We start from the raw sequence: 22,314 nt of genomic DNA on the forward strand, positions 1-22,314 counted from the left end.
CGCACCGGCGCCGACATGGCTCACTGAACGGTTTTCAGCTTGACCACATCGCCGGAGACCTTGGTGGTGTAACCGCTCAGGACCCAGGCCCAGAACCAGTTTTCCTGGATCTGGGTGTTGATCATCGCGTCACCGCCCTTGGCCTGGATGGCCGCGGTCTGGGCGCGGACGAAGCGGTTGTTCTGCCGGATTGGAATGACCCCGAACAGCATGATGCCGGTAGCCGTTGCTTCGCTGTGACCGACCACGGTGTACTGGCTACTATCCAGTTGCTGAGTTTTCATCGCAGTGCCGGTGCAGCCAGCCAGGGCCAGGACAACCAGCGCCGAGGCGGCAACTTTGCTCAAGTGTTTCATGCATGACTCCATAAACCAGGAACCCGGGAACTCTTTTCTCCGGGGGCGCGCACCCTAACAGTTCTGGTCACCCAAAAAACATCGGCAAGCGCCAAAAATTGCGCCGGGGCCCTCTCCCGCCAGGCGCCTCGCACTGACGATTCAGTCAGCTACTGAAGCACCGTTATCAATCAGCGCCGCGGACTGCTCGGCCCCCGGTTCGCTGTGCGCCAGCACCGGTTGTTCCAGACGGGCGCGGCCATAAAACAGCAGCGCCGTCAGCAAGCAGGTGAGCCACACCACGATCCCCGCCCAGAAGGTATGGGACATGTAGTGCCAGCCCTGCAGCACCCGGGTGGTGCCATAGACGAAACCCAGCAGCAGCGAGCCGTACAGCAGCGCCTTGGCGTGGCGCCAGCGATAACGCCGGGCCACGAAGTACAGCGCCAGCAGGGTGAAACCGCCCGAGGCATGGCCGCCCGGCCAGCAGCGGCCGTCACCGGCGGTCTTCAGCAGCTCGAAGTTCTGGTACCACTCCTTGTGCTCGATCTTGCCGGCGTACTGGGTGGTTTCCACCGGGCAGTACACGCTGGTGTGGCCCTTGAGATAGTGAATCGCCCCGGTGCACAGGGCGAAGGCCACCACCACGAACAGAAAGTCCCGGCGATGGCGCGCGGTAAAACGCAATACCGGCGCCACGCGGAGCCTCTCCAGCAAGGCCTTGCCGCGGCCGAACCTTGCGCCCTTGAACCACGGCCAGACAAACGACAGCAGCAGCCCGATCAGCGCCAGCTCGCCGGTCCAGTTGGGGATGATCCGCGCCCATTTGTGGGTGATCTTCTCGAACAGATGGGAGTGATCCAGCGGGAAGGTCTGGCTCAGCGGATCGAAGAACAGGTCGCTGAAGGCGATGTCGATCCGGGTCATGTCGAACATCAGGAACACCAGCGCCGCGCACAGCAGCGGCAGGCCAAGGTTCCATTTATAAAAGCTCCAGGCCGTAAAGCGGGAACGGGAAAACGCCGGCATCTTCAGGGTCTCGGGCAAGGGGGATCAGGGACGATTGAAGGCGACGGAACGCCAGTCGCTGGCTTCGATGAAGCCGAGCATCTGCGGACGCCCGTCGAGGGTATCGGTGGAGACGAACAACGAGGCGCCGTAGCCCAGGGTCGAAGACGGCAGCTTCAGCGCCTTCTCCAGCGCGGCCATGCATTCGCTGTGGGTCACCAGCACCAGGTTGCGCCCGGCCACCTTGTGCGCCAGGGCATCACGCAACAGGCTGCGTTTGCAGTCGAACAGCCAGTCTTCGCCACTGCCGGCCTTGCTGAACATATAACCCGAGGTCTGTACCGCGCGGGTCAGCGGGCTGTGGTAGATGTCGGCCTGGTCCAGCCCCAGGTGTTCGAACTGCGCGCCCACACCCACCGCCACGTCACGGGCACGGTCGGTGATGCCGTCGGGCACGTTCAGGCAGGCGGCCCTGGAATGGTCGCAACGCTCGACGTGACGAATCAGCACAATCATCTGGCCCTTGGCCCAGCCGGCGCTCAAGGCCCTGGCGCCGGCCAGGTTGCCGTGGGCCAGGTCCGGCACCGCCGCGGGCTTGAGCACAAAGAACACCAGCGGCAGCACCAGCAAGGCCACCAGGGCAATCACCAGGGTATTGCGATAACGGGCAAAACGGCTCGCGACGAGCGCGGGCTTTGCCACCGGAAGACTGAGTCCTGACGCCACGTGCGAGCCGCCCCTATATGACCACCAGACATTGAGTTGAGCAGCGCAGCAGACGCTAACCGCCGCTCATGACAAATCGGGTACGAGGCACCCGATCGATGGTCGGACTTTAGGCAGCAAGGCGTGGCCGCCCAGTGAAACGGATGTGAAAAAAAGCTCAATTGGCCAGGCGGTTTCTGGAGCGAAATCAGGCCCTTGAAAAGCCCCAAAATGGTGCAAAAAACTAATGCGACGAAATCGTTTCAGCTATTGCCCTTGCCGCCGATACACACCTGCGAACAAATCCTTGCTGGCCACCAATAACAACAATCTTCCAGCGATACACGATCAAGCAGCACAACGTTCCTGGAGGAATTGCATGAATAGCTGGTTCGGCAACATCAGCGTCAATCTCAAGTTAGGCCTGGGCTTCGGCCTGGTCCTGGCCCTGACTACCATCCTCGCCATCACGGGCTGGACCAGCCTGGGCGGTCTGATCGACCGCAGCAACTGGATGAGCGACATCACCCAACTGAACGCCGGGCTGACCAAGCTGCGCGTGACCCGCCTGCAATACATGCTGACCAACGGCGACGAAACCGCCGCGCAGAATGTGCAGGCCTCCCTGGACGACTTCTCGGCCCAGCAACAGAAGCTGCAGAACAGCTTCAAGAACCCGGCCAACATCAAGCTGCTCAAGGAACAGGGCGCCACCATCAGCGCCTACCAGGCGTCCCTGAACAAGATGCGCAATGCCTACCGCAACGCCAACGCCGCCCGCGCGGTGATGAACGGCAACTCGGAAACGGCGCGCAACCTGATCAACAGCATCACCACGCGCGTTCAGCAAATGCCCCTGAGCGACCAGCGCTTCGAACAGTTCCAGGCCATCACCAAGGCCCGTGAGGAGTTCCTGCTGGCGCGTTTCGAAGTCCGTGAATACATCTACAACAGCACCGCGGAAGCCGAGCGCAATGCCGCCGCCCAGATGAACGCGGCGATTGCCGCGCTGGGTGGCCTGGACAGCCATTTCAGCAGCACCCAGGGCGATGCCCTGCGCCAGTTGAAAACAGCGCTGGATGACTACCGCACCTCCCTGCTGACCTTCAAGGCCGCGGTCAGCGAAGCCGGCCAGGCGCGCAAGGAAATGACCGAACAGGGTGCCCTGATCGTCAGCCAGAGCGAAGAGCTGTACCAGTTCCAGCTCGACCGCCGCGACGAAGAAAGCGTCCAGGCCCGCAGCCTGCAACTGATCAGCACCCTGCTGGCGCTGCTGGTGGGCATCCTGGCCGCGGTGATCATCACCCGCCAGATCACCCGTCCACTGCGTGAAACCATGACCGTGGTCGAGCGCATCGCGTCCGGCGACCTGACCCAGGACGTGCGCGTCACCCGCCGCGACGAACTCGGCGTGCTGCAACAAGGCATCGGCCGCATGGGCGTGACCCTGCGCGAACTGATCACGGGCATCCGCGACGGCGTGACCCAGATCGCCAGCGCCGCCGAAGAGCTGTCGGCGGTGACCGAGGAAACCAGCGCCGGGGTCAACAGCCAGAAGGTCGAGACCGACCAGGTGGCCACCGCCATGCACGAGATGACCGCCACCGTGCAGGAAGTCGCGCGCAACGCCGAAGAAGCCTCGCAAGCCGCAGCCGCCGCCGACGGCGAAGCCCGCGAAGGCGACAAGGTGGTGGCCGAAGCCATCGCCCAGATCGAACGCCTGGCCAGCGAAGTGGTGCGTTCCACCGACGCCATGAGCGTGCTGCAACAGGAAAGCCAGAAGATCGGCAGCGTCATGGACGTGATCAAGGCGGTGGCCGAACAGACCAACCTGCTGGCGCTGAACGCCGCCATCGAAGCCGCCCGCGCCGGTGAAGCCGGTCGCGGTTTCGCCGTGGTCGCCGACGAAGTCCGCGCCCTGGCGCAACGCACGCAGAAATCCACCGAGGAAATCGAAGGCTTGGTGGCCGGCCTGCAGAACGGCACCCAGCAAGTGGCCAACGTGATGAACAACAGCCGCAGCCTGACCGACAGCAGCGTCGACCTGACCCGCAAGGCCGGTGTCTCCCTGGAGAACATCACCCGCACGGTGTCGAACATCCAGTCGATGAACCAGCAGATCGCCGCCGCTGCCGAGGAACAGAGCGCCGTGGCCGAGGAAATCAGCCGCAGCATCATCAACGTGCGCGACGTGTCGGAACAGACCGCCGCCGCCAGCGATGAAACCGCCGCCTCCAGCGTCGAACTGGCGCGCCTGGGCAACCAGCTGCAAATGATGGTCAGCCACTTCCGCGTCTGACCCTCAAGGCCCTGTCGCGAGCAACCTCGCTCGCGACAGGCCGCCCACCCTCCCAAATCCCTGTAGCCGCTGCCGCAGGCTGCGATAGGACCGAAGGTCCTCCAGCGGTCTCAAGCCCCTGCGTCCGCTTCGTCGGAATGCCGCCCAGGCCGATCGCAGCCTCGCGGGCTCGGCAGCGGCTACAGGGTTCCAGATTCCCAGGTTCCAGGTTCCAGGTTCCAGATTCCAAGGTTCGGGGTCCGGATTCAGGCCTGCGTTGGCGGGCGGCTGCCGTCGAGCAGCGCATCCACCACACCCCGCGCCATCTCCACGTTATGGATCAACGACCAGATCAGGCCACGCTCCACACCGCTGGCCCGCTCGGTGATCTCATCGGACACCTCTTCGGCGGCCTTGAGCAGGATCGAAACGTGAAGCAACGCCTCCTCGGCGCTGATGCCCTCGCGAACACAAAACAACGAGTCACGGCCAACGACAGTGCCCACGGTTGGCTTGAGCGCATCCATCGGCGAACCATCACCACGAGGCCGGCACAGCGCCTGAAGCATGCTTTCGTTGGCACGATCATGCTCAGGATTTCTACGTGAGCACGGAAGGGAAACGGGTGGATCGGGGACGAGCTTTTTCATGGCGGATCCTCTTGGAATGGAGCCACCACCTACCGCTGCTAAACGAATGAGGGTGGCAGCTGTACGCGGGTTAGCAGACCGGTCCAAGATTCCGGCGCACCCGAAGGTGCCCCACGCACAGCCGCCATGACAGCAAACAGCAACCGAACATCGTTGGTTGAGCTGACAGCGATACCTGCGTGACTTGGAAGCGAGCTGCTAAACCCGATCACCGAAAAACCGGTGACGAACCCGAGGCTAGACAGCGCCCTTCCCAGACGCAAGCGGCCCGGAGTTTCTCGGAAAAGCCTTACAAAAGAAAGCGAAGAGCCTCACTTTCAGACAGCGTCCTACACGACAAAACACGTCATCCGCAGGACCTGATCGCGAGCAAGCTCGCTCCTACAAAAAGCGCCGATATAACCGGTCTGTAGCCGCTGCCGAGCCTGCGAGGCTGCGATAGGACCGAAGGTCCTCCAGCGGTTTCAAGACCCTGCGTCCGCTGCGCGGCCGATCGCAGCCTCGCGAGCTCGGCAGCGGCTACAGAGCTAGCGCCGACCGGTAGGTCGCGCATGGCGCAGCTTTGGCTTTGGCTTTTGATCTTGATCTACCCGCCCCATCGGGAGGCCGAGTGGAGGTGTTCATCAGGGGGATGGCGCGCAGCGCCCCTCGACGCAGTCGAGGACATCGTATGGAGGTCGAAGCGAAGCCGACCGGAGTCGATGCCCCCTGATGGACGCCGGAGCGAGGGAACCTGAGCGCAGCGAAGGCCGTACGCAGGGGCAAGCGTTTTTTGGTTACTTTTTTTGGCGTTTGAAAAAAAGTGACCCGCCGTAAGGGCGGAACCGCCAGCAGCCGTGACCGCAGAAACGGATATGTACCCCGTCCAAAAAATGCAGCACCAGAACAGATACCATCGCGGCCAATCAAGCGTCGGCCAGCCGCTCCTACAGAAGCCCGAACTACTCAATCCGCCAAATCCGCACCGTGGCATTCTTCAACTCCAACGACCACTCCTCTTGCGACAAACGAAGCCGCCGCAGCGTCTCCCCCATCTCCGTCTCAGCCACATAATCCTTGGCAATCACCAGAATCAGAAACTTATTCCGAACCCCCTCCATCCGTCGCAACCGATGCAGATCGGCAAACACCGACCAGACCAGAGACTCACCCGGATCGACTTGAGGAAACCAGAGCCGGCCATCGCCATCCTCTCGCAACACGGATCGAGTCTCACCCATCCCCCTCCCCATCAGGCACCTGGCAAAAGACACATCCCCCAGGCATTTCACCTCGGCCGCCATGTCGAGATCTTCCGTGTACAGGTCGACTTTCGTACGTCCTCCGGCCTTACCGCTGGTCCAGATATCCGGATAACCCTGCTGCCAGGCATACAGGCTGAGCTCGGCCTGAATCCAGTGCTCCCGGCAATCGCTCAGCTCCAGCACCTGCGCCATGCGCTCGCTGATCGCATCAAACGCCCCGAGAAAAACCTCCGGCCATGCAATGGCTGTGTTCATTTTTTTGGACTCCGTTCCTGAAAGGGTCAGGGGGAGCTTTCGCGCTCCCCCAAGCGTGCCTGCCTCTTGCGTATCGGCACCCGGTGCAGCGTCTTGAACCCTGCGCCGTCGCGCCAGCCAGCCCGAGGCAAGACGCAGCAGCCCCTTACCAGGTCCCGCGCAAGCGCAACGCCGACGGCATGTCGTCGGCCGTACGCAAACCATCGGACGCCGCGATCGGCGCGTCGTACGCCAGGTTCGGCGCACGCCGGCAAAACCCGGGCGCGACAACCGCTGGCGTGCGGCCGGGTTCAGGCCGGGTAACCGGTGATCTCGCGAATGCTGCGGTACAGCGGGCTGAGCTGGCGGTACATGCGCACATACACCTCGCGGTACAGCCGTTGATAGAGCTGCTGCGCCTGGGGTTGCGGCTGGAAGACCTCGGCGACGCGGGTCATGCCGGCGATGGCCGTGGGGAAATCCGGGTACAGGCCCAGCCCGACCGCACAGGCAATCGCCGCGCCGAGCCCGGAGGCTTCGTACACATGCGGCCGCTCGGCGGGCAGGCCGAAAATGTCCGCCGTCAATTGCATGGCCGCATCGCTCTGGGAACCGCCGCCGGCCACCCGCAAGCAGGTAATCGGGGTGCGGGTGCGCTGCTCGATGCGCTCCTTGCCCTGGCGCAGGGCGTAGGCCAGGCCCTCGAGAATCGCCCGGTAGATATGCGCCCGGGTGTGCACGTCGCCAAAGCCGATCATCGCGCCCTTGGCCTCGACGCCCGGCTCGCGGATACCGGGCGACCAGTAAGGTTGCAGCATCAGCCCCATGGAGCCGGGCGGCACCGCGTTGACCAACGCATCGAACAACACCTCCGGTTCCAGCCCCTGCTCGCGGGCCTGCTGCATTTCCCGCAGGCCGAACTCCTGCTTGAACCAGCTGACCATCCAGTAGCCGCGATAGATCATCACTTCGCAGTTGTAATGGTCGGGCATCGCCGAGGGGTAAGGCGGGATCAGCGGGATGATTTCCCGGTAGCGGGACCGGGTGGTGGTGATGGTCGCCGTGGTGCCGTAGGACAGGCAGGCAGTGCCGCTGTCCTGCACCCCGGAACCCAGCACTTCACAGGCCTTGTCGGCCCCCGCGGCAATCAGCGGCAGGCCTTCGGGAATCCCGGTCAGCTGGCTGGCCGCGGCGCTGATATGCCCGAGGACCTCGCCCGGCTTGCGCAGGCTCGGCAGTTGCTCGGGGCGCACCGCCAGGGCCTGCCATTTCCAGTCACGGGGCGCGGCCCAGCGCAGGCGCTTGTAGTCGAAGGGCAAAAAGGCCACGCAACAGCCGACCGAGTCGACAAAACGCCCGGTCAGCCGATGGGTGAGAAAGCCCGACAGCAGCAACAGCTTGTCGGTGGCCGCCCAGATCTCGGGCTGGTGCCGGGCGATCCAGTTGACCTCGGCCTGGGCGCGAAAGTAGTCCACCGTGGCCTGGGCCCCGATCAGCTTGAACAGCCAGCTCCAGGGCCCCTTGATGTCGCCCTCGACTTCGCTCTGGCGCTGGTCGAGCCAGAGGATCGCCGGACGCAAGGGCTTGCCGTCGGCATCGACGTTGATCAGGGTGCCGCGCTGGGTCGTCAGCGACACGCCGCGGATCTGCCGGCGATCGATGCCGGTCTGCTGCCACAACTGCTGGCAGGCCTCGCCGAGTTTGCGCCAGTAGTAATCGGGGTCCTGTTCGGCCCAGCCGGGCTGGCTGGAATAGTAGGCCTGCAACTCGACCTTGCCCTTGCCCAGCAGGTTGCCTTGCAGGTCGAACAACAGGGCCCGCACGCTCTGGGTGCCATTGTCGATCGCCAGCAGATAGGGCTTGTCGTTGTTCATGGATGGCTCTTGGCTAGGCTTCAATAGGCGACCTCGGGCAGGCTGTGATAACGCAGCCACAGGTCGTGATAACGCTGTTGTTCCTGTTCCCAGCGCGCGTCGTCCCAACCGAGCAGGGGCTGGCACAGGGCACGGATCGCCGGCAGCTCGGCCGCCGCGCCGTTGGCCAGCAACAGGCCCAGGCGGGTGCGGCGCAGCAGCAGGTCGTCCAGGTGCAGGACCATTTCGCTTTGGGCGGCAAACGCCAGCTCGGCCCACAAGGTGTCGCTGCTGCCGACGCAAGCGCATCCCAGCTGCGCCAGCCATTGCGCCAGTCGCGGCAGGTCGCGCCCATGGCGCCCGGCCAGGCGGCGCAGCTGGCCGCTACTCAGGCCCGCGACCTCCACCGCCGGCACGGCCGCGAACACCGCCGCGTCGGCAGCGTCCAGAGGGCGCCCGAGCATCGCCGCACAGGCCTGCAACACCTCGATGGCCTGGGTACGAAAGGTGGTCAGCTTGCCCCCGGCGAGGGTCACGCAGCCCGGCTCGCACCACAGCGCATGCTCGCGGGTTTCATTGGAAGGCTTGCCCGCCGCGTCGGCGCTGCCCACCACCGGGCGCACCCCGGACCAGGTCGACAGCACATCGGCGGCGCCGATGCGCGCCTCGGGAAATTGCTGCTCGCAGGCCGCCAGCAGATAGGCCAGCTCCTCGGCACTGATGCGCGCGCTCTGGTCGAGGTCTTCGCGGTGATCGAGGTCGGTGGTGCCGACCACGGTGGCGCCCTCCCAGGGAAACACGAACACCGGGCGCCGGTCGCTGTCATGCAGGAAGCTGAATGCCTGGGCCACCGGCAGGCGCCAGCCGGGCAGCAACAGGTGGCTGCCGCGCAGGGGCCGCAAGTGGCGGTTCTCGCCAGGCGGCGCAAAACGCCCGGCCCAGGCCCCGCTCGCCACCGCCAGCACCGCGCAACGCAGGGTCAGCGGCTGGCCGCTTTCCACGTCTTCGACCGACACCCCGCACACTCGCCCGTGCTCGCGCAGCACCTGCTGCACGCGCAGGCCATTGAACGCCTGGGCGCCATCGGCCCGCGCCTCGGCCAGCACCCGCATCACCAGCCGGGCATCGTCGGTCAGGGCATCGAGAAAACACGAGCCGCCCAGTAAGCCTTCGGCCTTGATACCAGGCGCCAGGTAACGCATCTGCTCGACGTCGTGGAAACGATGGTTGCGCCGCCCGGCCAGGGCGTCGTACACCGCCAGCAGGCCACCGAACACCCGCGGCCCGGGAAACACGCCGCGATAGTGCGGCATCAGAAAGCTCATGGGTTCCACCAGCCCGGGCGCTTCGTCGAGCAGGCGCTGGCGTTCGCGCACCGAATCGCGGGTCAGGCGCCATTGGCCCTTGGCGATGTAGCGCAGGCCGCCATGGACCATTTTCGAGGAGCGGCTGGAAGTGCCCCAGGCAAAGTCGCGCTGTTCCAGCAGCAGGCAGCGCCAGCCGCGCCGCGCCGCCTCACGCAGGATCCCGGCCCCGCTGATGCCGCCGCCGATCACGATCAGGTCCCAGCTCTGGCCCGCCAGGGTCGGCAACTGTGCCTGGCGCCATTGGGCATTCCAGTCCGTGCTCATGGGCCTTACTCCTCCAGCAGGGTGCCGGGGTTGAGACGCCCGGCAGGGTCGAAGTGCCGGCTGAGGCTGCGCAGGGCAGCGATCGCCAGTTCGCCTTTTTCGTGCACCAGATAGGGCGCGTGGTCCTTGCCCACGCCGTGCTGGTGGCTGATGGTGCCGCCGTGCTCGACGATGGTCTGGCTGGCCGCATGCTTGAGCGCCTTCCAGCGGGCCAGGGTGGCCGGGTAATCCGCGGCCGGACGGAACACGTAGCTGGTGTAGATGCTCGAGCCTTCGCCGTAGACATGCGACAGGTGGGTGAAGACATGGACCTGTTCGCCTTCGGCCGCCAGGCAATCGCGCAGGCTGGCCTCGATGCGCTGCAACAGGTTGTCGACATTGCTCCAGTCGGTGGCGGTCTCCAGGGTGTCGACCACATAGCCGGCATGCCAGAGGCTCTCGCGCAGGTAGGGAAAACGAAAGCGGTTATGCGCCCACTTGTTGCCCAGCAAGGTGCCGGTGAACACCCCGCCGAAGGCCTTCAGGTGCTGCCTGGCCTGGCGCAGGGACAGGGCGTTCTGCTGGCGGTTGCCGGTCACGCCGAAGGTCAGCAGGCACTTGCCCTGCCCCGCCCCGCGCAGCTTCAGGTATTTCTCCAGCCAGGCGATCTGCCGCGGATGGCCGGCCAGGGCCAGCTGGGTCTCGGTTTCCACCGCGTTCGACAGCCGCAGCATGGACAGCGGCACCCGGGCCTGGGCCAGTTGGCGGATGGCCTGCAGCGCCTTGGGCCAGTCCGGCAGGAACACGCCATAGAAGCGCTCGTCGTCGGCAAGCGCGCTGACCCGCACCTTGACCGTGGAAATGATCCCGAAGCGGCCCTCGCAGCCCAGCACCACCTCGCGCAGGTCCGGCCCCGCGGCCGACGCCGGGAAGGCGGGAATCTGCAAGGGGCCGGCGAAGGTTTCCAGGGTGCCGCCGGCGAACAACTGCTCGATGCGCCCGTAGCGCAGGGACTGCTGGCCGCTGGAGCGGCTGGCGACCCAGCCGCCCAGGGTCGACAGCTCCCAGGACTGCGGGAAGTGCCCCAGGGTATAGCCGCGGGCGCGCAGCTGGCTTTCCACCTGCGGGCCGCTGGCGCCGGGGCCGAAGGTGGCGATCAGGCTACTTTCGTCCAGCTCCAGCAGGCGATTCATCCGCGCCATGGACACGGTCAGTACCGGCCGCGTCGAAACGGGCGGGTTGATGTGGCCGGCCACCGAGGTGCCGCCGCCGTAGGGGATCAGGCACAGGTCCTGCTGTTCGGCCAGGGCCAGCAGCTGGCGAACCTGCTCGGCGCTATCGGGAAAGGCCACGCCGTCCGGGTAGCGCTCCAGCGTGCCTTCGCGCAGGGCCAGCCAGTCCGGCAGGCTCTGGCCGCGGGCATGCAGCAGCCGGTCAGGGGCCTCGATGCTGTACAGCGCATGGGGCCTCAGCCGCGACGGCGGCACCCGGGCCAACGCGGCTTCCAGCGAAGCATCCGCCAGCCGGCGCCCGGTGCCGATACGCTGCGCAAGAAACCCTGCGCCCTGGGCGGGCAATTCGACCACCGTGCTTTGTTCGCCCCAGCCGTTCCAGCGTCGCATGCCTGTGCCCCTTGTGTCGTGCTTGTAAGTGTTGGTTTGCAAGGCCTCCATACTAGTTCGCGGCGCATGGGTGTCACGGTCGTATCAGGCCAGTTCGAGTAGCCAATTGGGTCAGCCGGGGACAAGGGGCCCGAAGCATTTACTTTAGTCCCGCTTTCAAATTACCTTTCAGGGCGCCGACGCCTGCTGGAACAGCCTCCCACTCGGTTCCCGCGCGCGTCCACCCACGTTCCGGCGCCAGGAAACCCACCATGCACAGCCTCGGCTACACCTCGGTCCCACCGCTGCTCAAGTACCTGCGCTATGCCGAGCAGCTGGGTATCGCCATCGAACCTGCGCTGGCGGCCGCGGGCTTGCAGGCCGGGCAATTGAGCGACAACAGCCTGCGCCTGCCCGGCGAGGCCCATGAGCGTTTGCTGGACTATTTCTGCGAGCATTCGGCAGACCCGTTGTTCGGGCTCAACTCGGCGCGGTTCGTACTGCCCAACTCGTGGAACGTGCTGGGCTACATCACCATGAACTGCGCGACCCTGGGCGACGCGATGAACCGGATCATGCCGTTCGAGAAGCTGGTGGGCGACATGGGCGTCAGCCGCGCCGAGCAGGTCGACGGGCAAATACACTTGACCTGGAGCTGCCGCCACCAGCGCCCCACCTCGCGCCGGCACATGGTGGAGAACGTGCTGGCGTCGTGGCTGCTGTACGCACAGTGGATCGCCGATACCCGGTTGAGCCCCATCGCCGTGTGGTTCGAGCATTCGCTGCCGGCGGGGGCCGAGCTGGCCCAGTACGAGGCATTTTTCGGCAGCCCGGTGCTGTTCGACCAAGCCTATTCGGCGCTGATCGCGCCTGCGCAATACATGCAGTTGCCCCTGCGCCAGGCCGACGCCCAGTTGCTGCGTACCCTGGAGGAACATGCCCTGGGCCTGATGGCCTCGCTCAGCGATGCGCCGCTGCCGCAGCAGGTGAAAAACGTCCTGCGCCAGCTGCTCAAGGAAGGCCTGCCGCGCAAGGAGCAGGTGGCGAAACAACTGGCCACCTCCGTGCGCACCCTGCAGCGCCAGCTGCAACAGGCCGGCACCGGCTACCAGCAGATTCTCGATGACCTGCGCCAGGAGCTCGCCGAACATTACCTGCTGCACAGCGATCTGGCGATTCACGATATTTCCCAGTACCTGGGCTTTACCGAACAGCGCTCCTTTCACCGGACCTTCAAAAGCCGCACGGGCATGACCCCGGGAGAATTCCGGCAGACCCAACGGACCCGCTAGCCACGCCATCCCTGTAGGAGCCAGCTTGCTGGCGATCCAGGCGGCGTGGTGCATCAGGCAGGACGCCATCGCGAGCAAGCTCGCTCCTACACAGGGACGTGGTGCATCAGATGCACCGATCGGGCTCAGACGCTGATGGCGTTGGTAAATACCAGCCGATTGCCGAACGGATCGAGCACCGTCAGGTCCTGGCTGCCCCAGGGCATGGCCTGGATCTGCGGGTGGGCGAAGCGGTAATCCTTGGCCAGCAACTGCTGCTGGAAGGCTTCCAGCTCGTCGGTCTCGATGCGCAACGCGGAGCCCGGCGTGCTGTCGCCATGGTGCTCCGACAGGTGCAGCACACATTCCCCACGCGACACCTGCATATACAGCGGGAAGTTGTCTTCGAAGCGGTGCTGCCAGTCGAGCGTGAAGCCGAGGAAGTCGATATAAAACTCCCGCGCCTTGGCCTCGTCGAAGATCCGCAGGATGGGGGTGGTTCTGCCAAAGCTCATTGCGCGACTCCCTGATGAAAGATGTCCACGGTATAGCAGGTGGATGTCAGCACTTCGGCTAGGCCAAGGCTTTCTTTAATATCATCAGGCCATCATTGTGACGGTATTCACCTATTCGACGCCGCACGCCTTCAGCCGTTGAACCCTTCGCGTAAATCCCCTTGCCGCGCCAGGAAGCGCCCCTCCCTGCGGCCATTGGCCTGGCCTTCGGCATAGCTGCGCACGCCGTTGACCCACACCCCGTCGATCCCCTCGGCCGCCTGTTGCGGGCTTTTGAAGTCGGCCACATCGCGGACCCGCGCCGGGTCGAACAGCACCAGGTCGGCCCAGTGCCCTTCGCGGATTTCGCCACGCTGCTTGAGGCCGAAGCGCGCCGCCGACAGCCCGGTCATCTTGTGCACCGCGGTGTGCAGCGGGAACAGGCCGAGGTCGCGGCTGAAGTGCCCGAGCACCCGTGGGAAGGCGCCCCACAGCCGTGGATGGGGGAACGGGTCTTCCGGCAGGCCGTCGGAACCGATCATCGACAGCGGGTGGGCAAGAATGCGCCGCACATCGGCTTCGTCCATGCCGTAGTACACCGCGCCGGCCGGTTGCAGGCGCCGCGCGGCCTCCAGCAGAGTCGTGCCCCACTCGGCGGCGATGTCCATCAGGTCGCGGCCGCCCAGTTCCGGGTGCGGGGTGGACCAGGTGATGGTGATGCGAAAGGCATCGGTGACCTGCTTGAGATCGAGGGTCGAGGAACTGGCCGCGTAGGGGTAACAGTCGCAGCCCACTGGATGGTCTTTCGCCGCCAGCTCCAGGGACGCCAGCAATTGCGGACTGCGCCCCCAGTTGCCCGCCCCCGCACATTTGAGATGGGAAATGATCACCGGCGCCTTGGCCTGGCGGCCGATCAGGAAGGCTTCGTCCATGGCCTCCAGCACCGGCTCGAATTCGCTGCGCAGGTGGGTGGTGTACACCGCGCCGAAGACGCTCAGTTCCGCGGCCAGTTGCAGCACCTCGTCGGTCTCGGCCGAGAAGGCGCTGGCGTAGGCCAGGCCTGTGGATAAACCGAGGGCACCGTCTTCCAGGCTGGCCCGCAACTGCTCGCGCATGGCGGCGATTTCCTCGGCCGTGGCGGTGCGATACAGGTCGTCCAGGTGGTTGCTGCGCAGCGCCGTGTGGCCGATCAGCGCCGCCACATTGACCGCCGGCTGCGCGGCGTCCACCGCCGCGCGGTAGTCGCGAAAACGTGGGTAGACGAAGGCCGCCTGGTTGCCCAGCAGGTTCATCGGGTCCGGTGGCTCGCCGCGCAGACTCACCGGCGAGGCGCTGATGCCGCAGTTGCCGACGATCACCGTGGTCACGCCCTGGCTGAGCTTGGGCAGCATCTGCGGCTGGCGGATCACCACGGTGTCGTCGTGGGTGTGCACATCGATAAAACCGGGGGCCAGCACCCGCCCGGCGGCGTCGACTTCTTCGCTGGCGCGGGTGCCTTGCAGGTCACCGATGCGGGCGATGCGGCCCTCGAGCAGGGCGATATCGGCGGGGTAAGCCGGGCGGTCGCTGCCGTCGATCACCAGGGCGTTGCGGATCAGGGTGTCGTAGCGCATCTCAGTCTCCCAGCGGCAGGCAGTCGTCGCCGCCGCGGTAATCGTCCAGGGCCAGTTTGATCCGGCGCAGGCGTTCCTGGTTGTCTTCGGGCAGGGCCAGCGCCAGCTCGGTGGCCAGCACATCGATGGCCAGCAGCATGCCGTAGCGCGCGGCCGTGGGTTTGTAGATGAAGGAGGTTTCGGCGTTCTGCAGCGGCAGCAGCACGTCGGCCAGTTCCGCCAGCGGCGAGTCGGCCAGGGTGATGGCGAGCACCCTGGCGCCGTAGCTGCGGGCCAGTTCGACGGTCTCCAGCAATTCGGGGGTGATGCCGGTCAGGGAGCAGGCGATCAGTGCGTGTTGCGGGCCCAGGGCCGCGGCGGTCACCCGCATCATCACCGGGTCGTGGCAGGCGGCGATGGGATAGCCGAGGCGCACCAGGCGCACCTGCAATTCGTCGCTGCACAAAGTAGAACAGCCGCCCATGCCGAAGGCGTGAATCATCTGCGCCTTGCCCAGCAAGCGCACCGCGTCCCTGAAGCGCGACTCGTCGAACCCCGCCAGGTGCTGGTGCAGGGTCGACTCGATATCGCCGACGATCTGCCGGTAGAAACCCGACTGCTCCGGTGCATCCGCCGGGTCGAGAAAGCGCCTGCCGACGCCGCTGGCCTGGGCCAGTTGCAGGCGCAGGTCGCGCAAGTCGCGACAGCCCACGCTGCGGGCAAACCGCGACAGGGTGGCGGCGCTGACTTCTGCCTGCTGCGCCAGCTGTTCCAGGCTGGCCGAGGCGGCGAAACCGACGTCATCGAGCATCAGGCGGGCGATGCGGCCTTCGCCGGCGCTGAAGGAATCCTGGCGGGAGCGGATCTGGTAGAGGATGTCCATGGACGGCACCTGGGCTCAAAGCAGTTGGGCAAGACCGACGGTCAGGGCGAAGGCGACCACCGAGATCAGGGTCTCCAGCACCGTCCAGGTCTTGAAGGTCTGGGTGACGGTCATATTGAAGTATTCCTTGATCAGCCAAAAGCCGCCGTCGTTGACGTGGGAGAAGATCACCGAGCCGGCGCCGGTGGCCAGCACCAGCAGTTCCGGGTGCGGATAGCCCAGGCCGATGGCCACCGGCGCCACCACGCCCGAGGCGGTGGTCATGGCCACGGTGGCCGAGCCGGTGGCGATGCGCATCAACGCGGCGAACAGCCAGCCCATCAGCAGCGGCGACAGCTGGAATTCATGGGCCAGGCCGACGATCTGGTCGGTGACCCCGGCGTCCACCAGGATCCGGTTGAGGCCGCCGCCGGCGCCCACCAGCAGGGTGATGCTGGCGGTCGGCGCCAGGCATTCGTTGGTAAACCTGAGGATCGATTCGCGGTTGAAGCCCTGGGCCAGGCCGAGGGTCCAGAAGCTCAGCAGGGTGGCCAGTAACAGGGCGATCACCGAGTTGCCGATAAACAGCAGGAACTGGTTGAGGCCGCTGCCCGGGGTGGAAATCAGGTTGGCCCAGCCGCCGATCAGCATCAGCACCACCGGCAACAGGATGGTGGCCATGGTGATCGCAAAACTGGGCAGGCGGGTGCGCGGCTCACGCTCGATGAACTGGCGCGCCAGCGGGTTTTCCGCCGGCAGCTGGATGCGCGGCACGATGAATTTGGCGTACAGGGGGCCGGCGATGATCGCCGTGGGAATGCCGATCAGGATCGCGTACAGCAGGGTCTGCCCCACCGACGCCTGGTAGGCCTGCACCGCCAGCATCGCCGCCGGGTGCGGCGGCACCAGGGCATGCACCACCGACAGGCCGGCGACCATCGGCAGGCCGACCATCAGGATCGACACGCCGACACGCTTCGCCACGGTGAAGGCGATCGGTACCAGCAACACGAAACCGACCTCGAAGAACAGCGGCAGGCCCACCAGGAAGGCAATGCAGACCATCGCCCAGTGCGCGTTGCGCTCACCGAAACGATCGATCAGGGTCCGCGCCACCTGCTCCGCGCCACCGGACTCGGCCATCATCTTGCCGAGCATGGTGCCCAACGCCACCACCAGGGCGATATGCCCGAGGGTCTTGCCGACACCCGCCTCGTAGGCCCCGACCACGCCGGACGGCGGCATCCCGGCCATCAGCGCCAGGCCCACCGAAACCAGGGTGATGACAATGAACGGATTGATCCGGTAACGCGCGATCAGGACGATCAGCGCGATGATGGCGATGGCGGCATAGCCCAGCAGCCAGTAGCCCGATGCAGGTGTCATGCGGTACTCCTCGAAAAAGGGTCACGTCGAATGCTTGTGAAACTCATAAATCATTTCGTGACCGGATTTTCAAACCGCATGAAAGTAACTTTCGCACAGAGACATGCTTTGTCGCGAACAGACAGGTCATGTCGCGAATAATGAAAATTGGCGAGGGGGATTTTCATCCGCTGTAGCGCAAGGAGCAGAACCCCGCAGCCAGTGGCCACGGGGAGGAATGGCTTTCTGTAGGAGCGAAGCTTGCTCGCGATCAGGACCACGCGGTGGGTCAGGCAGGACGCCATCGCGAGCAAGCTCGCTCCTACAGGGGCAGGTTATTTGACCACTTTACCCACGCCGCGCCCGCGCGGGTCGGAGGCCGTTTCCAGTTGGCTGCCGGTGACCCGGATCGCCTGGATATCGCCCATCTCCCAGCCCTGGTCTTCCAGGGTGTAGCCCATGGCTTTCAGCTCGTCGGCGACCTTGCCGGTGAGCGGCGCGTAGGCGTCGTAGTAAATAGTGTCCTTGGGCAACAACTGGTGATGCACGCGCTGCGCGGCCACGGCTTTTTCCAGCGGCAGGTCGAAGTCGTAGAGGTTGTTCAGCACCTGGAAGATCGAGGTGAAGATCCGCGACCCGCCCGGCGTGCCCAGCACCAGGGTGACCTTGCCGTCGCGGGTCACCAGGCTCGGGCTCATGGACGACAGCATGCGCTTGCCCGGCGCGATGGCGTTGGCGTCGCCGCCGACCACGCCAAAGGCATTGGCCACCCCGGGCTTGGCGCTGAAGTCGTCCATTTCGTCGTTGAGCAGGAAGCCCGCGCCCTTGACCACCACGCCGCTGCCGTAGTCCCAGTTGAGGGTGTAGGTATTGCTCACCGCGTTGCCGTCGGCATCGACGATGGAGAAGTGGGTGGTCTGGTGCCGCTCCAGGCCCGGGCGGACTTTTTCGGTGGGCGAGATGGCCGTCGGGTTGATCTCGGCGGCGCGTTTTTTCAGGTAGGCCGGGTCGGTCAGCTGCTTGACCGGCACCTCGGAGAACGCCGGGTCGCCAAGGTAATCGGCGCGGTCGGCGAACACGCGTTTTTCGATTTCCGCCAGCAAGTGGATGTACTTGGCCGAGTTCAGCTCGACGCCCTTGAAGTCCGCCGTGCGTTCTTCCTTGATGGTCATCAGTTGCGCCAGGGCGACGCCGCCGGAGCTGGGCGGCGGCGCGGTGTACAGAGTGTTGCCGCGCCAGTTGACCTGCAGCGGCTCACGCCAGGCGACCTTGTAGTCCTGCAGGTCCTGTTTGGTGATCAGGCCTTTGTCGGCCTGCATCTGCGCCACCAGCAGGTCGGCGGTCTTGCCCTCGTAAAACTCCTTGACGCCCTGGTCGGCGATGCGTTCCAGGGTCGCGGCCAGCTCCGGCTGGCGGAAGGTTTCGCCGACTTTCATGCTGCCGAAATAGTCGCCGAAATTGGTGCTGTCCTTGAACAGCTTCAGCGCGTCTTCGCGGTACTGGTACTGCTTGTCGGCGACCTTGAAACCGTTTTTCGCATAGCCCACCGCCGGGGTGATCAGTTCGCTCCAGGGCAACTTGCCGAACTTCTTGTGCGCCTCCCACAGGCCCATCACCGTGCCCGGCACCCCGGCGGCGCGCGCACCGACCAGGCTGAGGTTCTCGATCACCTCGCCTTTGTCATCCAGGTACATGTCGCGGGTCGCGGCCTTGGGCGCGGTTTCGCGGTAGTCGAGGAAGTAGGCTTTGCCGTCGATGAACAGGGTCATGAAACCGCCGCCGCCAATGTTGCCGGCCTCGGGGTAGGTCACCGCCAGGGTGAAGGCGGTGGCGACCGCGGCATCCACCGCGTTGCCGCCCTTCTTGAGAATCTGCGCCGCGACGTCGGCGCCATACTGGTTCGGCGCGGCGACCGCGCCACCTTCCAGCAACGCGGCGAAGGTCGGCGAGCTGGCGGCGATGGCCGCTGTCAGAGCCATGGTCTTAAACAGAACAATGCGCATAAGGTCCGTCCTTTTATTGTTTTTTGGCAGGTCGAACGATAGGGGCAAGATCGGGGGCGGAGCAATCGGCAAATAAAAACGGCCGCTTGAAGCGGCCGTCTGGCGAGGGGACGAGTGACGGTGGCTACGGTGCCGCGCTTGAGGTCGTCACGACCGTACCGGTCGATCGTCCGAACGCGGCCCGAGCCTGCAGCAGCGGCTACAGGATCACGCTGCCCGTGTAGCCGCTGCCGAGCCTGCGAGGCTGCGATCGGCAACGCAGTTGCCGCAAAACCTGAATCCGCGAACTGCCTGGAAAAACGCGCCAGCCGGTTTACGACGGCTACGCCGCCGAGCGCAGCCTCGCAGGCTCGACAGCGGCTACAGGGATAGCGGCTCAGACCATCTCGTGGCGAATCCACTCCAGCACCGAGGTGCGCCGCGGTACCCAGCCCAGCAGTTCGCGGGCGTTCTTGCCCCGCACGCGGCTGTTGGAACCCAGGCCGTAGTTGGCCATTTCATAGCCCCATTCGGCTTCGGCCTGGGCCAGCGGCCAGTCCTGCGGCGCACCGAGGTGCAGGGCCTGGGCCATGGCGGTGGTCATGTCGATGAAGGAGGCTTCAGCGCTTTCGACGAAGTAGAAGGTGCCTGGAATGTTGCGGGTCAGCGCCAGCAGGTACAGCGCCACCACGTCTTCGATATGCACGTTGGACCAGATGTTCTGCCCCGGCCCGACATGCCGCACCACGCCACTGTTGCGCGCCTGCTTGAGCAGCCGCGGCAGCTGCACGCTGTCGCGTTTCACGCCGAGGCTGTGGCCGTAGATCAGGGTGTTGCAGAGCACCGCCGAGTTCACCCCGTCCTTGGCCGCGGCCAGCACCAGGTTGTCGATGGCCACGCGCGCGGCCTTGTCGACGGTGGGCTCTGGCAGGTTGTTTTCCTGATAGACGACGTCGCTGACCTTGCCGCCCGAAGCGTCGCCGACGATGCTCGAACCGCTGGTGTGCAAGAAGACTTTATTGGAGCCCTTGAGGGCCGCGAGCAGGACTTCCACCGCTCCACGATGGTCGCTGCTGGCCGCGTTGATCACCGCGTCGGCGGCACGGGCCTGCTCGGTCAGCACGGCGCTGTCGTCCAGGCTGCCGAGTACCGGCTGGATGCCCAGGGCACTGAGTTCGGCGGCCTGTTCGGCGCTGCGCACCAGGCCGGTGACTTGATGGCCGGCCCGGACCAGGCCGGTGGCGATGGAGCCGCCGATAAAACCCGCGGCGCCGGTAACGAATACATTCATGGAGAAACTCCCTGGGTGGGTAAGTGATGGCGCCAGTATCGACGGGCGACTCCTGCCGAAACAGGCAGGTTGGCCCAAATCACTCTTGCGCAGGGATCACGAATCAGGGATCGGTCTTCCCACGGAGATTGGCCGCTGCAGGAGCCGGCTTGCCAGCGATGGCGCCTGCCCGGGCGGTGCAAGGCGAGCCGGTTCCTACAGCAGAAAGGCCTCAGCCTTCGAACAGCGGGTTGGCGTACTCGGCCAGCTTGCCCTGGATAAAGTCGAGGAAGCACTGGATGCGCAGGGCCAGCTGCGAGTTGCGGTAGTACACGGCGTTGATCGGCTGGCGATAGCCGCTGTTGAACTGGGCGAGGAGCGGCGTGAGGCGCCCGGCGCGGATGTCGTCGATGGTCATGAAGTGCGACAGGCAGGCGATGCCCTGCCCTGCCAGCGCCAGATGGCGCACCGTCTCGCCGCTGGAGGCGCTGATGCCCGGCTGGATCGGCCAGCGGTCGCCGTGCACATGGCGCAGCGGCCAGTGGTTGAGGGTTTCGGTCTGGGTGAAGCCCAGCAGGGTATGGTCGCTCAGCTCGGCCACGCTGGCGGGTGTGCCGTGCCGCTTCAGGTAGTCGGGGCTGGCGAGGATGTGCAGCGGGCTGCAACCGAGCGAACGCGCGTGCAGGGTCGAGTCCGCCAGGGTGCCGATGCGGATCGCGATATCGGTGCTCTGTTCCAGCAGGTCGATGATCAGGTCGTTGCTGTTGAGCTCCAGCTGGATGTCCGGGTACAGGCTACGGAATTCGGCGATGTAGGGCACGATGGCATGCAGCATGAACGGCGAGGCGGCGTTGATGCGCAGGCGCCCGGACGGCGTCTGCTGGCGGGACGACAGGCGCTCTTCGAGCTCGTCCATCTGGTCGAGGATCAGCTTGGCCTGCTCGAAGAAGTACTTGCCCTCTTCGGTCAGGTCCATGCGCCGCGTGGTGCGGTTGATCAGCGTGGTGTCGAGCTTGGCTTCCAGGCGCGACAGGGTGCGGCTGACCGCCGACGGCGTCTGCCCGACCTGCTCGGCCGCCGCGGAAATCGAACCGCACTCGATGACGCAGACGAAGATCTGGAGTTCGTCGGATCTGGCTTTCACGTAAGTCCTCTATCTCGGTTGGGCACCTGTAGCCGCTGCCGCAGGCTGCGATCGACCGCGAAGCGGGCGCCGCTCTTGGGGCCCTCGAAGGTCCTGCGGACCTTATCGCGGCCTTCGGCAGCGGCTACAGATCCTGCATCAGGCGCGCAGGACGCCACCGATAGTAGCCGGATTTACGCGGGGAGGTTGAACACCGCCTTGAGGTGTTCTTCGTAGCGCTGCACATCGGCCTCGATGTTCGGACGCTTCATCACGTCGACGCAGAGGAAGGTCGGCAGGCCGCGCATGCCGAGGAACTGGTTGGCCTTGTGGAACGGGAAGTACACCGCGTCCACGCCCTTGGCTTCGAAGAAGTCGGTGGGGTCGTCGAAGGCTTGCTGCGGAGCGTTCCAGGTCAGCGACAGCATGTACTGCTTGTCGTGGATCAGGCCACCGCTGCCGTACTTCTGCGAGGCATCGGAACGGGTGCGGCCGTCGCTGGCGTAGAGGCTGCCGTGGCCCTCGGTGAAGACTTCGTCGATGTACTTTTTCACGATCCACGGCGCGCCCATCCACCAGCCAGGCATCTGGTAGACGATCACGTCGGCCCAGAGAAACTTGGCCACTTCTTCCTGGATGTCGTAGCCCTCGTCGATGTGGGTGACTTTGACGTCCACGCCGCCACGGTCCAGCACCATCACCGCGGCTTCATGCAGGGTCGCGTTGTAGCGGCCGTCGGAGTGGGCGAACTTCTTGCCACCGTTGAGCAACAGTACTTTTTTCATGATCCAGCCTCATCAGGAACAACCCTTTGGCGCTGCGCCGCAGGGCCGGGTC

At 65.2% G+C, this 22,314-nt stretch carries 18 protein-coding genes and 1 pseudogene; 2 read left to right on the top strand and 17 right to left on the bottom strand.

Going from position 1 to position 22,314, the window contains the following annotated elements:
• Positions 1–20: 20 nt before the first annotated feature.
• The 3 genes from BMY68_RS21465 to BMY68_RS21475 form a co-directional block, all read right to left on the bottom strand.
• On the bottom strand, positions 21–356 hold the full coding sequence (locus tag BMY68_RS21465) for a hypothetical protein (RefSeq protein ID WP_009042083.1): 336 nt from the start codon (positions 354–356) through the stop codon (positions 21–23).
• A 141-nt stretch (positions 357–497) separates the two neighbouring features.
• On the bottom strand, positions 498–1,364 hold the full coding sequence (locus BMY68_RS21470; protein WP_085530491.1) for a phosphatase PAP2 family protein: 867 nt from the start codon (positions 1,362–1,364) through the stop codon (positions 498–500).
• Positions 1,365–1,388: 24 nt separating this feature from the next.
• Entirely contained in the window at positions 1,389–2,045 is a 657-nt protein-coding gene (locus tag BMY68_RS21475) for a lipopolysaccharide core heptose(II)-phosphate phosphatase PmrG (protein WP_085529789.1), read from the bottom strand.
• Between the two features lie 382 nt (positions 2,046–2,427).
• On the opposite strand from BMY68_RS21475, the gene BMY68_RS21480 reads away from it, so the two are divergent.
• Entirely contained in the window at positions 2,428–4,347 is a 1,920-nt protein-coding gene (locus BMY68_RS21480; protein WP_085529788.1) for a methyl-accepting chemotaxis protein, read from the top strand.
• 245 nt (positions 4,348–4,592) lie between these two features.
• Here the strand turns inward: BMY68_RS21480 and BMY68_RS21485 are convergent, their stop codons facing one another.
• The 6 genes and pseudogenes from BMY68_RS21485 to BMY68_RS21510 form a co-directional block, all read right to left on the bottom strand.
• The gene (locus tag BMY68_RS21485) at positions 4,593–4,976 is read right to left on the bottom strand and encodes a hypothetical protein (RefSeq protein ID WP_085529787.1); all 384 of its coding nucleotides are present in this window, start codon (positions 4,974–4,976) and stop codon (positions 4,593–4,595) included.
• 941 nt (positions 4,977–5,917) lie between these two features.
• Positions 5,918–6,475, bottom strand: coding sequence for a hypothetical protein (locus BMY68_RS21495; RefSeq protein ID WP_085529785.1), 558 nt, complete (start codon positions 6,473–6,475; stop codon positions 5,918–5,920).
• 184 nt (positions 6,476–6,659) lie between these two features.
• Positions 6,660–6,725, bottom strand: a pseudogene (locus tag BMY68_RS30160) (hypothetical protein); the annotation flags it as partial.
• Positions 6,726–6,765: 40 nt separating this feature from the next.
• Positions 6,766–8,328: an FGGY-family carbohydrate kinase gene (locus BMY68_RS21500; protein ID WP_085529784.1), complete on the bottom strand. Its 1,563-nt coding sequence runs from the start codon at positions 8,326–8,328 to the stop codon at positions 6,766–6,768.
• A gap of 20 nt (positions 8,329–8,348) precedes the next feature.
• Positions 8,349–9,938, bottom strand: coding sequence for a glycerol-3-phosphate dehydrogenase/oxidase (locus BMY68_RS21505; protein ID WP_085529783.1), 1,590 nt, complete (start codon positions 9,936–9,938; stop codon positions 8,349–8,351).
• Between the two features lie 5 nt (positions 9,939–9,943).
• Complete coding sequence (locus BMY68_RS21510) at positions 9,944–11,539, bottom strand: FAD-binding oxidoreductase (protein WP_085529782.1); 1,596 nt, start codon at positions 11,537–11,539, stop codon at positions 9,944–9,946.
• A 251-nt stretch (positions 11,540–11,790) separates the two neighbouring features.
• Here BMY68_RS21510 and BMY68_RS21515 point away from each other — a divergent pair, with 251 nt between their 5' ends.
• Positions 11,791–12,810: an AraC family transcriptional regulator GliR gene (locus BMY68_RS21515; RefSeq protein WP_085529781.1), complete on the top strand. Its 1,020-nt coding sequence runs from the start codon at positions 11,791–11,793 to the stop codon at positions 12,808–12,810.
• A gap of 125 nt (positions 12,811–12,935) precedes the next feature.
• On the opposite strand, the gene BMY68_RS21520 is transcribed toward BMY68_RS21515, so the two are convergent.
• The 8 genes from BMY68_RS21520 to BMY68_RS21555 form a co-directional block, all read right to left on the bottom strand.
• Positions 12,936–13,304 carry a glyoxalase superfamily protein gene (locus tag BMY68_RS21520; protein WP_009042073.1) on the bottom strand — a complete coding sequence of 123 codons (369 nt, stop codon included), beginning with the start codon at positions 13,302–13,304 and terminating at the stop codon, positions 12,936–12,938.
• Between the two features lie 131 nt (positions 13,305–13,435).
• Positions 13,436–14,896, bottom strand: a complete 1,461-nt coding sequence (locus tag BMY68_RS21525) for an N-acyl-D-amino-acid deacylase family protein (protein WP_085529780.1) — start codon at positions 14,894–14,896, stop codon at positions 13,436–13,438.
• A 1-nt stretch (position 14,897) separates the two neighbouring features.
• The gene (locus BMY68_RS21530) at positions 14,898–15,758 is read right to left on the bottom strand and encodes a MurR/RpiR family transcriptional regulator (protein ID WP_085529779.1); all 861 of its coding nucleotides are present in this window, start codon (positions 15,756–15,758) and stop codon (positions 14,898–14,900) included.
• Positions 15,759–15,773: 15 nt separating this feature from the next.
• A complete protein-coding gene (locus tag BMY68_RS21535) occupies positions 15,774–17,123 on the bottom strand; it encodes a GntT/GntP/DsdX family permease (RefSeq protein ID WP_085529778.1) in 1,350 nt (449 codons plus the stop codon).
• 314 nt (positions 17,124–17,437) lie between these two features.
• Positions 17,438–19,105, bottom strand: a complete 1,668-nt coding sequence (gene ggt / locus BMY68_RS21540; protein ID WP_085529777.1) for a gamma-glutamyltransferase — start codon at positions 19,103–19,105, stop codon at positions 17,438–17,440.
• Positions 19,106–19,481: 376 nt separating this feature from the next.
• Complete coding sequence (locus BMY68_RS21545; protein WP_062823730.1) at positions 19,482–20,375, bottom strand: NAD-dependent epimerase/dehydratase family protein; 894 nt, start codon at positions 20,373–20,375, stop codon at positions 19,482–19,484.
• A 211-nt stretch (positions 20,376–20,586) separates the two neighbouring features.
• A complete protein-coding gene (locus tag BMY68_RS21550; RefSeq protein ID WP_009042067.1) occupies positions 20,587–21,498 on the bottom strand; it encodes a LysR family transcriptional regulator in 912 nt (303 codons plus the stop codon).
• A gap of 173 nt (positions 21,499–21,671) precedes the next feature.
• Positions 21,672–22,262 carry an NADPH:quinone oxidoreductase MdaB gene (locus BMY68_RS21555; RefSeq protein ID WP_009042066.1) on the bottom strand — a complete coding sequence of 197 codons (591 nt, stop codon included), beginning with the start codon at positions 22,260–22,262 and terminating at the stop codon, positions 21,672–21,674.
• Between the last annotated feature and the right edge of the window lie 52 nt (positions 22,263–22,314).

Origin of the sequence: Pseudomonas sp. NFACC41-3 (assembly GCF_900109505.1) — a bacterium.
GTDB classification, from domain to species: Bacteria; Pseudomonadota; Gammaproteobacteria; order Pseudomonadales; family Pseudomonadaceae; genus Aquipseudomonas; species Aquipseudomonas chlororaphis.

Bases quoted from the DNA above. Each gene is read 5' to 3' on its own strand.
- BMY68_RS21510 (WP_085529782.1), bottom strand. From the start codon at position 11,539: ATGCGACGCTGGAACGGCTGGGGCGAACAAAGCACGGTGGTCGAATTG.
- BMY68_RS21530 (WP_085529779.1), bottom strand. From the start codon at position 15,758: ATGGACATCCTCTACCAGATCCGCTCCCGCCAGGATTCCTTCAGCGCC.
- BMY68_RS21545 (WP_062823730.1), bottom strand. From the start codon at position 20,375: ATGAATGTATTCGTTACCGGCGCCGCGGGTTTTATCGGCGGCTCCATC.
- BMY68_RS21495 (WP_085529785.1), bottom strand. From the start codon at position 6,475: ATGAACACAGCCATTGCATGGCCGGAGGTTTTTCTCGGGGCGTTTGAT.
- BMY68_RS21485 (WP_085529787.1), bottom strand. From the start codon at position 4,976: ATGAAAAAGCTCGTCCCCGATCCACCCGTTTCCCTTCCGTGCTCACGT.
- BMY68_RS21525 (WP_085529780.1), bottom strand. From the start codon at position 14,896: ATGCGCTACGACACCCTGATCCGCAACGCCCTGGTGATCGACGGCAGC.
- BMY68_RS21500 (WP_085529784.1), bottom strand. From the start codon at position 8,328: ATGAACAACGACAAGCCCTATCTGCTGGCGATCGACAATGGCACCCAG.
- BMY68_RS21535 (WP_085529778.1), bottom strand. From the start codon at position 17,123: ATGACACCTGCATCGGGCTACTGGCTGCTGGGCTATGCCGCCATCGCC.
- ggt (WP_085529777.1), bottom strand. From the start codon at position 19,105: ATGCGCATTGTTCTGTTTAAGACCATGGCTCTGACAGCGGCCATCGCC.
- BMY68_RS21515 (WP_085529781.1), top strand. From the start codon at position 11,791: ATGCACAGCCTCGGCTACACCTCGGTCCCACCGCTGCTCAAGTACCTG.
- BMY68_RS21520 (WP_009042073.1), bottom strand. From the start codon at position 13,304: ATGAGCTTTGGCAGAACCACCCCCATCCTGCGGATCTTCGACGAGGCC.
- BMY68_RS21555 (WP_009042066.1), bottom strand. From the start codon at position 22,262: ATGAAAAAAGTACTGTTGCTCAACGGTGGCAAGAAGTTCGCCCACTCC.
- BMY68_RS21505 (WP_085529783.1), bottom strand. From the start codon at position 9,938: ATGAGCACGGACTGGAATGCCCAATGGCGCCAGGCACAGTTGCCGACC.
- BMY68_RS21480 (WP_085529788.1), top strand. From the start codon at position 2,428: ATGAATAGCTGGTTCGGCAACATCAGCGTCAATCTCAAGTTAGGCCTG.
- BMY68_RS21470 (WP_085530491.1), bottom strand. From the start codon at position 1,364: ATGCCGGCGTTTTCCCGTTCCCGCTTTACGGCCTGGAGCTTTTATAAA.
- BMY68_RS21465 (WP_009042083.1), bottom strand. From the start codon at position 356: ATGAAACACTTGAGCAAAGTTGCCGCCTCGGCGCTGGTTGTCCTGGCC.